The organism is Tahibacter amnicola, assembly GCF_025398735.1.
Lineage (GTDB): Bacteria > Pseudomonadota > Gammaproteobacteria > Xanthomonadales > Rhodanobacteraceae > Tahibacter > Tahibacter amnicola.
Genome location: NZ_CP104694.1, coordinates 3294039 through 3308771, shown reverse-complemented (window position 1 = coordinate 3308771; position 14733 = coordinate 3294039). Strand labels below are relative to the sequence as shown.

The following is a 14733-nucleotide window of genomic DNA, read 5'->3' as shown; positions in this document are numbered from 1 at the left end:
ATCGGAAATTCTCCCTAGCGTGGCAACCAACACCCGCAGGAGAACCGACCGATGTCACCGCAAGAATGGAGCGTCGTCTACTTCGTCGTCGCAGCGACAGCGCTGCTGGGCTCACCCGGCCCGGGCATTCTCTCGTTGGTCGCCATCGGCCGCACGCAGGGCTGGCGCGACGGCCTGCGCTACTACGCGGGGCTGCAACTGGGCCTGGCGACAGCCGCCGCGGCGAGCGTCGCCGGCCTGGCGTCCCTGCTCATCGTCTATCCAGCCATCGGCCGTGCAATGACGACGTTGGCGACGCTCTACCTGCTGTATCTGGCGTGGTGCATCGCGCGTTCGCCGGTCGGCACGGAGTTCGGCGAGCGTCGGACACTGGCTCCGGTGTGGTCCGGTTTCGCGCTGGGGATCGCCAATCCGAAAGCCTACCCCGCGTTTGCCTCGTTGCTGACCTCGCACACGCTTCTGGCCGGCCACATCGCGGATGGCCTGCTCAAATGGTCGTTGCTGGTGACTGTCATCCTCATCGTCGACATCGCCTGGCTGATGTTCGGCGTCAGCCTGAAACAGGCCCGTCTGAATCCTCTCGGGGAGCGCGCGATGAATTGGGGTTTCGCGCTGCTGATCGTCACTGCGGCGCTATGGGAGATCCGCTGGTGAAGCGCGGGGGAGGCAACGCTCCCCCGCGCTTTCAACCAGGGATACCCGCAAGGGCCAATGCCCTGTCTGCTTGCACCTAGTTGATGGTGAAGTTGCCGCTGCTGTCCGTGATATTCCGCTTGTCGTAGTCCAGCACCGTGATCGTGTAGTTGTTGCCGGCTGCAAGACTCGTCGGAACCGTCCAGTTGTACGAGCCATTCGGCGAGGGCACGTGCCACGCGATCCACTGCACGAAGGTACCGCCCCTGTAGAGCGCCACGTCGACATGCTGGGAATTGGTGGACGTCCAACGGATGGTACGAACCGAGCCGCGCGTCCAGGTCTCGCCGCCGACCGGGGCAGTCAGGTCCACCGTCGTCGTGTTCGTCGCCGTGAAGCTGGCCTTGAGCGTGGCACCCGAGTAGGCGCTGTAGGCATGGAGCATGACGTAATAGCGGCCCGCGGCCGGCGTGGCGACGGTGCAGGTCTCGGTGTTGCCGTTAGCGTAGGGTCGGCAGTCATAGGCGCTGGTCGTCGGCGCCGACCCGAACTTGGTATACAAATCCAGGTCGCCGGTGCCGCCGCTGGTCGCGATCACGAGGTTGCTCGAACCGCTGGGCACGTCGATGTAGAACAGGCGGGTCGTCCCTGCTGCACCGGCAACGGAAACCGGCACATTGTTGGACAACGGTGTTTCCGTGCTTCCACCCGCCGCCTGGGTGACGGTAAACGTCTTGCCGGCGATGGTGAGCGTGCCGGTGCGTGCAGAGGACGAGCCATTCGCTGCCACCGAGTACGTGGTGGAGCCATTGCCAGTGAATGGTCCCCCACCGGACGTAATGGTGATCCAGCTGGTGTTGCTGGCTGCCGTCCAGGAACAATTGGAAGCGCTCATGGTGATGTTGACCGAGCCCGTACCGGCGCCGGCGGCAACGTTTGCGCTGGTCGGCGCAATCGTGCTGGTGCATCCCGTGCCGCCGCAATTCAGACACGTGGCGTTCGTGAAGCTGCTGCGGATCAGGTTGCCCGGCTGGGCGCCGAAACCCTGGGCGAGGCTGAAATTGCTGCAGTAGCTCATGATCGTGCCGAAACGGCTGGCTGGCCGCGCGCAGTTGCCTTCCGGCGCGGCGCAACCGTCCAGCGCCGTGTTGTTGCCGTTCCAGGCGCAGGCCTGGGTGTGCTCGGAGCCAAACAGGTGCCCGATTTCATGCGGCAGGGTCGCACCGGCCCAGGAATAGGTCGGATACGAGGGATAGTCGCGGATGGGGCTGATGCCGGCCTGGTTGTAATCCGGCCCGCAGATGCGATTGAGGCTGGCAATGCCGCGATCGATATGGAAGCCGACGAGGATGGCCAGGTCACCCTGGATACCTTCCTGGTTCATGCGGTTCCAGAAATGGTTCCAGATGTTCTGGTATCCGTTGATGTTGGCTTCCGGATCCGGCGTCGTCCACACTTTCAGATAGTAAAGATTAAGCGGAATGTTTTCGTTGGCGTAGACCGTCTTGGCGATATTGAAGAACCCGGTCGCATAGTTGGTGGAGTTGCTGCCCTGCGCCTGGAAGACGTCATATTCGACTTCCATGTGCAGACGCACGCAGGAATCGGCCAGCGCGGCGTTGGCTTTTGGTGCGACCAGTCGCTTGCGCAGCGGCTTGGACGGCGTCGGATCGACATCGCAGATGGCGGGCGGCTGGGCGCCCTTCGCCTCGATCCGGTCCAACCCACATTCCACAGCCGTGCTCTCCTTCTTCAGCACCGCCGAGTCGCGATAGACGAGGTGGTCGTTGCCAGGATTGCTGCCCTTGACGCGACCTACGAAGGTGTTGCCTTCCGTTGTCGTGCTATAGACGCCTGTGATCTCGTAGGCGCCGGTCTGCAGGTTGCGGTAGATGCTGATCGCCGCGACGGAACGATCATTGCCCTTGAGGACACCCTGGTAGTGCTTGGCGGTGTTAGTCCACGACAGGTCTTCTCCGCCAGGCCCTTCGACGACGAGATCGTCGTAATTTTCCTGTACCAGCTCTAATTCACCGTGGCCCGGCAGCGGCAGCGTCAGATGTTTGGGGTTGCGCGACAGCAGCGCCCTTACCGCTGCATCGTCGACTTTGAGCACCGTGCCGTCCGTCACCATGGCTTTCAGATCCGGGCGCTTGCTGAGCGCAGCGCCGCGATCCTGCAGCAATGTATAGGATGGGAACTGCGTGCCGGCGGCCTTGAGGCCGGAAATCTTGCGGGACAAGTGCTGTGGTGCGGCGAGCTGTGCGGCAACAGGCGACTGCAGGCTGGCGTCGTGACCATGTGCCGAGGTCTCTTCGGGCGTGGAGGAGCTCGCCCAGGCGAAACTCCCGATCAACAGGCAAAGCGCTGCTGTAAGCCGGCGCGCGAGCGCCGGCTGGCGTGACGTGTACATGAGATTCCCTCCCAGGAATGCGATGTGGCCGCGCTGTCGTGGCATGCGCGGGATCGACGCGGGTCGGGAGGTGACGTCTTTGTAGCAACTCCGTTTGCGGGCGTCGTCCAGGGGTTTCCGACGCGCGTTGGGAAAACTGTGACACCAGGACAAAACACTTGGCTTGGCGCCTAGGAACGCGTCGGCGACCGTCTGCGACAAATTTGAAACCTGCGGTGTTTGCTTTCTTTCGTTTGCGTGAAATCCATCGCGCTTCCGCGACGCTTCTTCACGCGAGGATCACGAATGAACGACGCGCCGCACGCAATTCGTCATGGGCTCAGGCCGTGCTGGCCAGCACAAGCTGGTCGGCGTAGGTTTCGAACGGCGTCGGCGTGGTATTCGCGGCATTGCGACCGTCAAGCGACCGGATCCGACCGGCGTTGATCGCCTGCGCCAGCTCGGCGTAGAGCGTGGCGATGCTTTCCGAGAAGCCGGCGTTCTTGAGGCCATGGATTACATCGTGAGCGGCCAGCTGCGCGTAGCCGAGATCCGGCCTGCCCATGCGGCGCCCCAGGATTCGCGTGGCTTCGGCATAGCTGAGGTCACGTGGTCCGAGGAGTTCGCGTACGACGGTACCGCGCCAGTTGCGCGCGACGAGGGCATCGGTGGCCGCAACGGCCACATCATGGGTAGATACCATCGGGAAGGCGACGTCCGGCTCGAACCCGTCGGCGTTGATACCATGATGATCGACCACGGCCAGCGCGCTGGCGAAGTTCTCGAACAGCGCCCCGGGACGCAAGTGCAGCACGTTCGACGCGGAGAGCGCATTGAGTCGCTGCTCCTGCGTGTGCAGGCTGGCGATAGGGCCATTGCCGCTGCTCAGTTCGGCACCGAGGCTGCTCAGGTTGACCACGTAGGGCACCTGGCTTTCCCGCAGCGCCGTTGCAACAGCCTGCCCCAGCGCCCCCTGCTGTGCGTGATAGTCAGCCACGCCGGGTTCGTAGGGCAGCAGGACGTAGGCGGCAATTGCCCCGCGAAAGGCGTCCGCCAGGAACCCGGTATCCGCGGAATCGCCCGCGCGCACATCCGCACCCAGCGTCGCGAACGGCGCCAGCCGTTCGGCCGAGCGTCCGAGGGCGCGGACGGCGTGCCCCGCAGCCAGCAGGTTCCTGACGATCCGACGTCCCGTATTTCCGGTGGCGCCCATTACAACGATCATGGCTATCTCCTCATTGGCGAGCATGGCGATGGCAGTGGCTCGTTCACTGCGGCAAGTCCAGTTTGACCACTACAATCTGGACTAACCATGCCAAATCGTCCAAATTTATTGACTGATCGTCCAATTGGTCTGGACGCGAGCGCACGGGCGTCCCACACTTCCCGCGCATGACTGACCACGATCCCTGGGCCTGTGCTGACCCGCTGGGCGAAGCCCTGCATTTCCTGCGCATGAGCGGCGCGTTTTACGCGCGCTCGGAGCTTTCATCGCCGTGGGGACTGGATCTACCGCCCCTTCCCCACTGCCTGATGTTTCACGTCGTCGTGACCGGCCAGAGCTGGCTGTACGTCGACGAGCGCGCACCGGTGTTGCTGCGGCCGGGTGACCTGGCGCTCGTGCCGCATGGCGCGGGACACCGCCTGTTGAGCGACCCGGATGCCGTGGCGACCCCGCTGTTCGACATCCCGCGTGAATTCGCCAGTGAACGCTACGAAGTGCTCCACCACGGCGGTGGCGGCGCGCCGACCCGTCTTATCTGCGGCGCGGTGCGTTTTGATCACGCGGCGGCGCAGCAGCTGATCACGCGACTGCCGTCCGTACTGCTGGTCGAAACCGCCACGTCGCCGGCCGGCGAGTGGATACACAGCACGCTCCGGCTGATGGCGGCGGAAGCGCAATCGCTGCGGCCGGGCGGCGAAACGGTCATCACGCGGCTGGCCGACATCCTGGTGATCCAGGCCATCCGCGAGTGGATCGCGCGTGATCCCGCGGCGCAGACGGGTTGGCTCGGCGCGCTGCAGGACAAACAGATCGGCCGGGCGATCACCGCCATTCACCGGCACCCGGACCGCCCCTGGTCGCTGGAAACGCTGGCCGAAGTGGCAGCGATGTCGCGTTCGGCGTTCGCAGCGCGTTTCACCGAACGTGTCGGCGTGCCTGCGATGCATTACGTCACGCAGTGGCGGATGAACCTCGCACAGACCTGGCTGAAGGACGACGGTGTCGCCATCGCCGACCTCGCCGGCCGGCTGGGCTACCAGTCGGAGGCCGCGTTCAGTCGGACATTCAAGCGCGTTGTCGGCGTCTCACCCGGGGCGGTGAAGCGTGCCGGGCGCCCGATCCGGGACGCTCTGCCCGGCGCGGAGCTGGCGCGCCAGACCGCCTGAGCGTGCCGTTCGTTCCGGCACACAGGGCAATCGCTCCCGAAATCACGTACTGCGCAATCGTTGCTTCTGGAGTCAAGAGCGGGATGACGGACGTCGACTACCAACGCTGCAAAGATCGCTTCCTGGCATTGCTGGAAATGGACGCCGCGGAACGCGATGCGCAACTGCATACGCTGCAATCCGAGGACGCAGCGCTGGCTGAAGCCGTGCGCCGCCAGTTGGAAGCCGCGGGCCTGCACCTGCCGGCGCTGGACCAGGCCGATGCGCAGGCGGCGCCACCGGCTATCGCCCAGTATCGGCTGCTGCGGGAACTGGGTCGCGGCGGCATGGGCCGCGTGTGGCTGGCGGAACGGCAGCTGGGCGATGCCACGCAGAAGGTGGCGCTAAAGCAGATTCTCCCCGGTGCCTGGACCACGGCGGACCGGCGGCGTTTCGAGCGCGAACGCCGCATTCTGGCAGGACTGGAGCATCCCTACATCGCCGCCCTCGTCGATGGCGGCACGGATGCCGATGGCGCGCCCTACCTGGCGACCGTCTACGTTGATGGCGAGCGGCTGGATGACTATGTCGGCCGTCACCGTTGCGATATCTCCGCGCGGATCCAGCTGGTGGCCAAGGTCGCCGCGGCGGTCGCCCACGCGCACCGGCAGATGGTGGTTCACCGGGATCTGAAACCCGCCAACATCCTCGTCGGCGCCGACGGGGAACCAAAACTCCTGGACTTCGGCATTGCACGCCTTTTGGGCGAGGAAGCACTGACGCAGACGCAGAACAGCCGCATGACCCTGCGCTACGCCGCACCCGAGCAGGTGCGGGGCGACGAGGCCGGCGGCGTGGCGATCGATGTGTATGCGCTGGGCGTGGTGCTGTATGAGCTGCTCACCGGCGTCTCGCCGTATGGCGAAACGAGCAATCCGTCGGCGCTGATCGCGGCAATCCTGGACGAATCGGCCACCGTACCGCCGTCCACCCATGCCACGGTGGCAGGTATCGATGCGGATCTTGACGCAATTGCCCTGCGCGCGCTGCGCAAGCGTCCGCACGAACGGTATGCCAGTGCGGAAGCGCTGGCGGCTGACCTCGGCCGCTGGCTGCGCCGAGAACCGGTAGAGGCACGGCGTGGCGAGCGCGGCTACCGCGTCCGGACCTTCATCCGTCGACGTTGGCCGTGGGTCGCGGCAGCCGTGGTCCTGGCGGCATTGATCACGTGGCACACCATCGCGTTGGATCGCCAGCTACGCGAAGTGCAGCGCGAACGCGACCACGCCCAGGCGCTCGCCGACTACTTCGGCGAACTGTTCATGGCCGCCCGGCCAGCCGATACCGAGCGCGGCGAGGTCTCGGCGCGGGAACTCCTGGAACGCAGCGTCGAGAAGCTGCGCGCGGATACAAAGCAGGCGCCGCAGACCCGTGCCGCCCTGCTGCTGGCCGCCAACGCCGCTCTTTCCCAGCTCGGCCGTCACAAGGAGGGGGCTGCCGCGTCGGACCTGGCGATCGAACTGCTCGAATCAATGCCGCAAAAGGACCCGGCGGCCCTGGCCGGCGCCTACGTGGAACGGGCCTCCGACGCCTACAAGCTCGGCGATCTTCCCGGCGCGCGGCGCTACGTGGGCCAGGCGCTGGAATTGCTGGCAACCGTGGACGCACCGGATACGCTACTCACCGCGCAGCAGCAGGCCGCCGTCTATGCGGACGACGCTGGCGAAAGCGCCGTGGCGCGCGCCGGCTACGAGCGCGTCCTGGCGATCGCCCGCACGCGCCTGGACACGCCGCGCGGCATGCGCAGCTACCTCAGCGCACAGACCAACCTGTCCATCGCGGACCTGCGCATTGACTCGGCCATCGCCGAAAAACGTCTGCGCGAAGCCCTGGAGGTCGCAGCGGCCGGAGGCTACGACGCCCCCAACCTGCTGCTTCCCATGAAGGCCTACCTCGCACGTTCGCTGGTCAACCAGCGAAAACTGACGGAAGCCCGGCCCCTGCATGAGGCTGTACTGCGCGAAGCGCGCGAGTTCTACGGACCGGGAGATCCCTGGCTGGGCGTCATCATCTTCCATTACGCGACACTGGCGCTCCTGGATGGCCGCGCTGCCGAGGCGATCGGCTTGCTGGACGCGCGCATCGCTGATGTCGACGCAGCCCAGATGCCCGGGAATGACAGCCTGTGGAGTGATCGCGGGTTGCGCGGTACAGCCGCCCTCATGCATGGCGACTGGCAGGACGCCATCACGCGCCTTGAGGCCGTGCTCGAGCGACGTCGGCAACGCGGACGTGGCAATGCCCCCGCCGCGCGTTTCGACATGGCCCAGATCGCCTACGCCCGCTGCCGGCTCGATCCGACGCCGGCCACCCGCGCCCAGCTTGCAGAGGCGATGACCTACGCCAAGGACTGGAGCGGCTGGGCGGTGTGGCTGGCCAAGGACCTGACGGCGCTGTGCGACAAAGCCGTCGGTGAGTTCCGGATTGGCATGGGCACGGCGGAGCTTGTGCGACGCAGCAAGCGGCACACATCGGCAGCGGACTGATCTTTCAGCATTTTGCGGCTATTGCCATTGCACGAAAGTGGACTTGAGACGGTTGATTCCACCGTGGCACGATCCGGGTGATGCCTACCCGCCCCGCCGACGCGCTGCACCTGCGTGACCTCGCCCGGTTGCGCCGCGTCCGTGACCGGATCGACCGGGAATACGCGCAGCCGCTCGATGTCGAGGCGCTGGCCCGCGGCGTTCATATGTCGGCCGGGCATCTGAGCCGCCAGTTCCGCCAGGCCTACGGCGAATCACCCTATTCCTACCTGATGACGCGCCGCATTGAGCGCGCGATGGCGCTGCTGCGCCGCGGCGATCTGAGCGTCACCGAGGTGTGCTTCACCGTCGGGTGCTCGTCGCTCGGCACATTCAGTACGCGCTTTGCGGAACTGGTCGGCGTGCCGCCGAGCGTGTATCGGCGTGACGCGGCAAATGCAACACAGGGGATTCCCGCATGCGTCGCCCGGCAGGTGACCAAACCGGTCAGGAATCGAGAAGCGCCGGCCCCTGAACCCGACCTAGCATGACGGCCATCACCACCCCTGGAGCACGCCAGTCATGAACATCACCATCCACGCCAGTTTCCTGCCGCATAACGATCCGGACGCAGCCCTGGCCTTCTACCGCGACACGCTCGGTTTCGAAGTCCGCAATGATGTCGGTTACAACGGCATGCGCTGGATCACGGTCGGGCCCGCCGACCAGCCGGGCACCTCCATCGTGCTGCACCCGCCCGCGGTGACCGCCGGCATCACCGACGAGGAACGGCGCACCATCACCGAGATGATGGCCAAGGGAACCTACGCCACGCTCCTGCTGGCCACGGCCGATCTCGACTCGGTGTTCTCGCGCCTGCAGGACCGCGATGCCGAGATTGTCGAAGAACCGACGGACCAGCCCTACGGCGTTCGCGACTGCGCCGTGCGCGACCCTTCCGGCAACCTGATCCGCATCCAGCAGCGACGCTGAGCCGCGGCGGCTGTTGCCGCGCGGCCCTAGAACGATTTTCCACGCCCGGTGTCCGCCGGGCGCCTTTCGCTCGACTCACTCCGCCGGAGGTTTCTGTGAACTGGAATAAAGGGATTCGGCAGTTTCACCGTTGGGTGTCCATCATCTTCACCCTGACCGTCATCGCCACGTTCATCGCCCTCGCCCAGGAGAAGCCCATCGTCTGGGTGTCCTACCTGCCGCTGCTGCCGCTGGCATTGCTGGTGATAACCGGCCTCTACCTGTTCGCCCTCCCCTACGTATCCGGCGCACGCAGCAGCCGAGCCGCGGCAACAGAAAAGTAAGCGGCGATCGCCCGCCCAGTGCATCCGGCGGCGCCGAGTCCGGGCGCCGACCGTCCCCGCGACACGGAGTACTCATGAACAAGCCCAAGCGAAAGGACGCACCGTCGGCCGACGTGCACGCCGCAGACCGTCACGATCTCCTTCGCGTGCAGGGAGCACGCGTCAACAACCTCAAGGACGTCAGCGTCGATATCCCCAAGCGCCGGCTGACGGTGTTCACCGGCGTCTCCGGATCCGGCAAGAGCTCCCTGGTGTTCGGCACCATCGCGGCGGAATCGCAGCGACTGATCAACGAGACCTACAGCAGCTTCGTGCAGGGTTTCATGCCGTCAATGGCGCGACCGGACGTGGATGTGCTCGATGGCCTGACCACGGCAATCATCGTTGACCAGGAACGGATGGGAGCAAATGCCCGTTCGACGGTCGGCACTGTCACCGATGCGAACGCAATGCTGCGTATCCTGTTCAGCCGCCTGGGCAAGCCGCACATTGGTCCGCCCAATGCCTATTCGTTCAATGTGGCGTCCGTGCGCGCCGTCGGTGTGATCACCGTCGAGCGGGGCGCCAAGAAAACCGAAAAGCAGACCTTCAACCGCGTTGGCGGCATGTGCCCGCGCTGCGAAGGCATGGGCAAGATCTCCGACATCGACCTCACCCAGCTGTACGACGAGTCCAAGTCCATCAACGAGGGCGCCATCACCGTCCCCGGCTACAGCATGGACGGGTGGTACGGCCGCATTTTCAACGGCTGCGGGTTCTTCGACGCGGACAAGCCGATCCGCAAGTTTTCGAAAAAAGAACTGCAGGACCTGCTCTACAAGGAGCCGACCAAGATCAAGGTCGATGGGATCAACCTGACCTACGAAGGATTGGTCACCAAGATCCAGAAATCCTTCCTGTCGAAGGATCTCGACGCCATGCAGCCGCACGTCCGCGCCTTTGTGGAACGGGCGATGACCTTCGGCACCTGCCCCGATTGCGAAGGTACGCGCCTGAACGCGGCGGCGCGTTCGTCCCGCATCGGCAAGGTCAACATCGCCGACGCCTGTGCGATGCAGATCAGCGACCTGGCTGAATGGGTCCGGGGGATCAAGCAGCCCGCGGTCGCGCCCCTGGTCGACGCGTTGGCGCAGACGCTTGCATCCTTCGTGGACATCGGGCTGGGCTATCTCTCGCTCGACCGGCCGACCGGCACGCTGTCGGGCGGTGAATCGCAACGCACCAAGATGATCCGTCACCTCGGCTCGGCGCTGACGGACGTGACCTACGTTTTTGACGAGCCCACCATCGGCCTGCATCCCCACGACATCCAGCGCATGAATGCGCTGCTGCTGCAGCTGCGGGACAAGGGCAATACGGTGCTGGTCGTCGAACACAAGCCCGAGGCGATCGTGATTGCCGACCACGTGATCGATCTTGGCCCCGGAGCAGGTTCCGCCGGCGGTGCCGTCTGCTACCAGGGCAGCGTCGAGGGGCTGAAGACGAGCGGCACGCTGACCGGCCGCCACTTCGACGATCGCGCGCAGCTCAAGGAGTCGGTGCGCAAGGCCAAGGGTGCGATCAAGGTCCGCGGCGCCACCGCCAACAATCTCAAGAAGGTCGACGTGGACATCCCGCTGGGCGTGCTCTGCGTCGTGACGGGCGTCGCCGGCTCGGGAAAGAGTTCATTGATCCACAGTTCCATCCCCGAGTCCGAGGGCGTGGTATCGGTAGATCAGACCGCGATCCGCGGCTCGCGCCGCAGCAATCCGGCCACCTACACGGGCCTGCTCGACCCGATCCGTAACGCCTTCGCCAAGGCAAACAACGTCAAGCCGGCGCTTTTCAGCGCGAACTCCGAAGGCGCCTGCCCGGCCTGCAACGGTGCCGGCGTGATCTATACGGATCTGGCCACGATGGCCGGCGTGGCGACGACCTGCGAAGACTGTGACGGCAAGCGGTTCGACGCATCGGTACTGAAATATCGCCTTGGCGGTCGCGACATCAGCGAAGTCCTCGCGATGCCGGTCAGCGAAGCGAGCGAGTTTTTCGGCGGCGGGAAGGCGCAAACACCCGCGGCGCACGCGATCCTGCAACGGCTGGCGGATGTCGGCCTGGGCTATCTCAGCCTCGGTCAGCCACTCACCACGCTCTCCGGCGGTGAGCGCCAACGACTCAAGCTCGCCAGCCACATGGCCGGCAAAGGCGGCATCTACGTGCTGGATGAACCCACGACCGGCCTGCACCTGGCCGATGTGCAGCAGTTGCTGGCACTGCTCGACCGGATCGTCGATGCCGGCAAATCGGTAATCGTGATCGAACATCACCAGGCGGTCATGGCACATGCCGACTGGATCATCGACCTTGGGTCCGGCGCCGGCCACGATGGCGGAAAGATTGTCTTCGAAGGCACGCCGGCGGCACTGGTGGCGGCGCGTTCCACACTCACCGGGCAGCACCTGGCGGACTATGTCGGCCGCCGGACGAAACCGGCGCGGGTCACGTAATCGACACTGCCGCGGCGTGCGCCGCCGCGGCAGTGGCCGGCGCGTCAGTCAGCGCGCACGGATTCGTCTTTCAGTTGCCGCCACTGCACCGCGATGGGTTCCGGACGACGCAACTTCGGCAGCACCGATTCCACCTGCGCCAGGTGCCGTGCGAGTGCGTCGGGATCCGAACGCGCGGCGGCCAGCTGGGCGGCTGTCATGCCGATCTCAGCCTGCTCATAAAGCGCTCCGCTCCTTTCCAGCTCGCCGATGATCTGCCGGAAGTCCTCATCAAGCGCCGAATGGTTACGCTGGGGGTCCAGGGTGCACAACGCAAAGGCGCAGCGCGCCCACATGGCGTACTCCGAGGGCGAGAGCCTGTCATGAGATCGCCAGCACGCCAGTGCCGGCTCCAGCTGCCCCAGCCCCGCATGCGCCAGGCACTTGAGCAGCGTGTAGCGGTCGTGCTTTGACTTGTTGGCGGAATCCTTCAGCGGGGTCTTGAGAAAGTCCAGCGCGTCGGCGAAACGCCCCTGCCAGATCATGGCCTTGACCCTGTACAGTCCCAATGCGTCGTAGCCTACGGTGCCGATGGCGGCCTGCTCGATCATTCGATCGTGGCAGTACTGCTCCGCTTCGGCAAAGCGGTCCAGCGCCATCAGCGCGCGTGCATATTCAGACCCGATGCACTCAAAACACGGCCAGCGCACATTGATCCGCTCCATGGTCTCCGCCGCGACAGCCAGTCGCTCCCGGGCGTAACCGGGGCCGTCCAGCACAGCGTAGGCAAGACAGACATCCTGCGTGACGCAGATGCTTTGCGGACACTCGGCCGCCGCCTCGGTATGGGCAAACTCCAGCAGGCTGATGACCTCGGACATGCCCTGGGTAACGTCGCGCCGGTGGCTGACCCGCGATTGCGCGATCCAGTGGCGCAGATAGACCTCAATCCATGGGCTGTTGATCGCCCGCGCCAACGCTAATCCCTCGGGAATCATTGCCTCGGCAACAGCATGGTCTCCATCGCAAACGGCGGATGGCAACCGGGCCATGATTTCAGCGAGCCGATCCTGTCCCGCGGCACGCAATTCGTTGATCGCCTTGAGCACCCAATCCCAGATGTTCATGGTCCATCCCTCAGGAGTGTGAGCAGCGCGTTTCCGAAATCGGTCAATGCGCGCTCCATGTCCGGTGTTCCGCGCGCATCGGCGCACAGCGACAGCAGCGGCTGCAGTGCGGCGACCGCCTGCGTGCGGCGTTCGTTGGACAACTGCAGCAATTCGCGGATAACGGGATTGGCCGCATTGACGTAGACCTTCGCCAGTTTCTGCTGGGCGATGCCCGCCGTGAACTGCCGCGCCAGACCCAGGACCGCCTGGCCGATGCGCCGGTCGGCCTCGTCGCTCTCCAGCCGCCGCCGGATCTCGGCCTCCGGGTTGGTCAGTACCGCGAACGGCAGGAAGGGTGGATCGAACTGGCGGACCAGCACATCGCGGTCAGCTGCGAAGAAACACGCCTCCAGCACCGCGATTTCATCGCGCGCCAGATCACTGGGCCGGAACAGCGTCTCTGCGCCGGTGTCCGTTCCGAGTACGACAATAGGGGCCCCATGTGCCTGCGCATAGCGTGCGCAGAATGGTCCCGCCGCGAACCGGCACCCCAGCACGATCGGCTGCTTCAAGGCCTTCAGCAACATCGATTCGACGCCGGCGCGCTCCTCGTACGACAGATAGACGGTGCCGTTGCACCGTTCCAGCAACGCGGGCATGGTGAAGTCGCCTTCCGTTGTCCGCACGGTCACGTCGTCGCCGACCAGCTTGAACAAGGTCGCGTCGACCAGCGCTGCAGCCAGCAGTGATTCGTTGTGGCGCGACAGGATCCGGCGCCAGCTGGCCGGATCAGATTCAGCAATCTGCCGCAGGCCGGACACCAGCGCCTGCTGCAGCACGCCGGCGATGAACTCATAGGCATCATCGTTCCGAAGCGACTCGCGGCTGGCGGTCGGCTGCAGCAGCGTGCTTTCGATGACCCCGCCCACGAATCCGGCCCAGCGCGGCAGCAGGTTGCGCTCGTCTTCTCCGATGAGCATGCCGCGCACGAAAACCGACAGGTTGCGGTTGTCGCTGCTGGCAAAGCTGCCGCCATCCTGGATCCAGAGCATGCCCTGCACGGCATAATCCGCCCGGTTGACGGGAATTGTCGCAATCGGGTCGAACACATTCTCGAAGTGGCGGGCGAATGCCAACGAGAGCGTCTTGTACCGCAGGTCGCTCAGTTCGGATTGGCGTCGCCAGGGTGGCGGCTCGGCATTGACGGCCACGCCGCCATTCAGCGCGACCGGGTGCTTGAGCAGGCAACAGTACTTGCGCAACCAGGTTTCGACGATGGCGGGGTCCCCCAGCATCGGCATTTCGTCCTTCAGGAACAGGCGTACCTGGGTCCCGACGGCGCGGTTGGCTGCCACCACCACCGAGTAGGATTCGCCGCTGACACTGACAAAGCGATGCGCAAGGCCCGGCGCCTGAAAGGAACAAGTCCAGAACTCCACCCGATGACTGATCGCGAACGCGGACAGAAAGCCCAGTCCGAAATAGCCGATCAGATCGTCGCCGCCGCCCTTCTCGCGCAGCGTCCGCGTGTAGCCGCGGCCAACGGTGGCCAGGTACGTGTGGATCTCCTCGAGCGTGAGCCCGGCGCCGTTGTCCTCGATGATCAGTTCGCCGGGCCGCGTACGCACCTGGATCTTCGGCTCGAAGGGTTCGGTGCTTTCCTTGGCACGCCGGGTACAGGAATCGTGCCCGTTCTGGACCAGCTCGCGTATGGCAACGAACGGCGTGGAATACAGCGCTTCGCCCAGGACGCGCATCAACCCGGCCAGGTCGACTTGCGTCTTCTGCAGACTTGCGGTCATGACGATGTTCCAGTTGGGTTGGCGCAGATGGCAGCGAAGCCGCCGGACGTTCAGATCGCCCGCGGGGAGTGCCGCGAGCCTGCGAACGCCACGACTGCGCAAGACGCGCCGCAGTCGATCT

At 65.1% G+C, this 14733-nt stretch carries 11 protein-coding genes; 7 read left to right on the top strand and 4 right to left on the bottom strand.

The genetic code is table 11. The annotated features are described in order from the left end of the window. Positions 1 to 51: 51 nt before the first annotated feature. Positions 52 to 654, top strand: a complete 603-nt coding sequence (locus N4264_RS13750; RefSeq protein ID WP_261692827.1) for a LysE family translocator — start codon at positions 52 to 54, stop codon at positions 652 to 654. A 76-nt stretch (positions 655 to 730) separates the two neighbouring features. Here N4264_RS13750 and N4264_RS13745 read toward each other — a convergent pair whose 3' ends face one another. Both N4264_RS13745 and N4264_RS13740 read right to left on the bottom strand, forming a co-directional pair. After that, positions 731 to 3046 (bottom strand): pre-peptidase C-terminal domain-containing protein, encoded by a 2316-nt coding sequence (locus tag N4264_RS13745; protein WP_261692826.1) that lies wholly within the window; start codon positions 3044 to 3046, stop codon positions 731 to 733. Between the two features lie 319 nt (positions 3047 to 3365). Beyond that, a complete protein-coding gene (locus tag N4264_RS13740; protein WP_261692825.1) occupies positions 3366 to 4250 on the bottom strand; it encodes an NmrA family NAD(P)-binding protein in 885 nt (294 codons plus the stop codon). Positions 4251 to 4417: 167 nt separating this feature from the next. On the opposite strand from N4264_RS13740, the gene N4264_RS13735 reads away from it, so the two are divergent. The 6 genes from N4264_RS13735 (at position 4418) to N4264_RS13710 (ending at position 11722) form a co-directional block, all read left to right on the top strand. Continuing rightward, on the top strand, positions 4418 to 5416 hold the full coding sequence (locus N4264_RS13735) for an AraC family transcriptional regulator (RefSeq protein WP_261692824.1): 999 nt from the start codon (positions 4418 to 4420) through the stop codon (positions 5414 to 5416). A gap of 83 nt (positions 5417 to 5499) precedes the next feature. Continuing rightward, positions 5500 to 7941, top strand: coding sequence for a serine/threonine-protein kinase (locus N4264_RS13730; protein WP_261692823.1), 2442 nt, complete (start codon positions 5500 to 5502; stop codon positions 7939 to 7941). Between the two features lie 80 nt (positions 7942 to 8021). Continuing rightward, positions 8022 to 8471 (top strand): helix-turn-helix transcriptional regulator, encoded by a 450-nt coding sequence (locus N4264_RS13725; protein ID WP_261692822.1) that lies wholly within the window; start codon positions 8022 to 8024, stop codon positions 8469 to 8471. Between the two features lie 31 nt (positions 8472 to 8502). Beyond that, complete coding sequence (locus N4264_RS13720; RefSeq protein ID WP_261692821.1) at positions 8503 to 8913, top strand: VOC family protein; 411 nt, start codon at positions 8503 to 8505, stop codon at positions 8911 to 8913. 95 nt (positions 8914 to 9008) lie between these two features. After that, complete coding sequence (locus tag N4264_RS13715) at positions 9009 to 9236, top strand: hypothetical protein (protein WP_261692820.1); 228 nt, start codon at positions 9009 to 9011, stop codon at positions 9234 to 9236. A gap of 74 nt (positions 9237 to 9310) precedes the next feature. Beyond that, the gene (locus N4264_RS13710; protein ID WP_261692819.1) at positions 9311 to 11722 is read left to right on the top strand and encodes an ATP-binding cassette domain-containing protein; all 2412 of its coding nucleotides are present in this window, start codon (positions 9311 to 9313) and stop codon (positions 11720 to 11722) included. A gap of 44 nt (positions 11723 to 11766) precedes the next feature. Here N4264_RS13710 and N4264_RS13705 read toward each other — a convergent pair whose 3' ends face one another. Next, positions 11767 to 12810 carry a tetratricopeptide repeat protein gene (locus N4264_RS13705; protein ID WP_261692818.1) on the bottom strand — a complete coding sequence of 348 codons (1044 nt, stop codon included), beginning with the start codon at positions 12808 to 12810 and terminating at the stop codon, positions 11767 to 11769. Between the two features lie 14 nt (positions 12811 to 12824). Further along, entirely contained in the window at positions 12825 to 14612 is a 1788-nt protein-coding gene (locus tag N4264_RS13700) for an ATP-binding protein (protein ID WP_261692817.1), read from the bottom strand. Positions 14613 to 14733 lie beyond the last annotated feature (121 nt).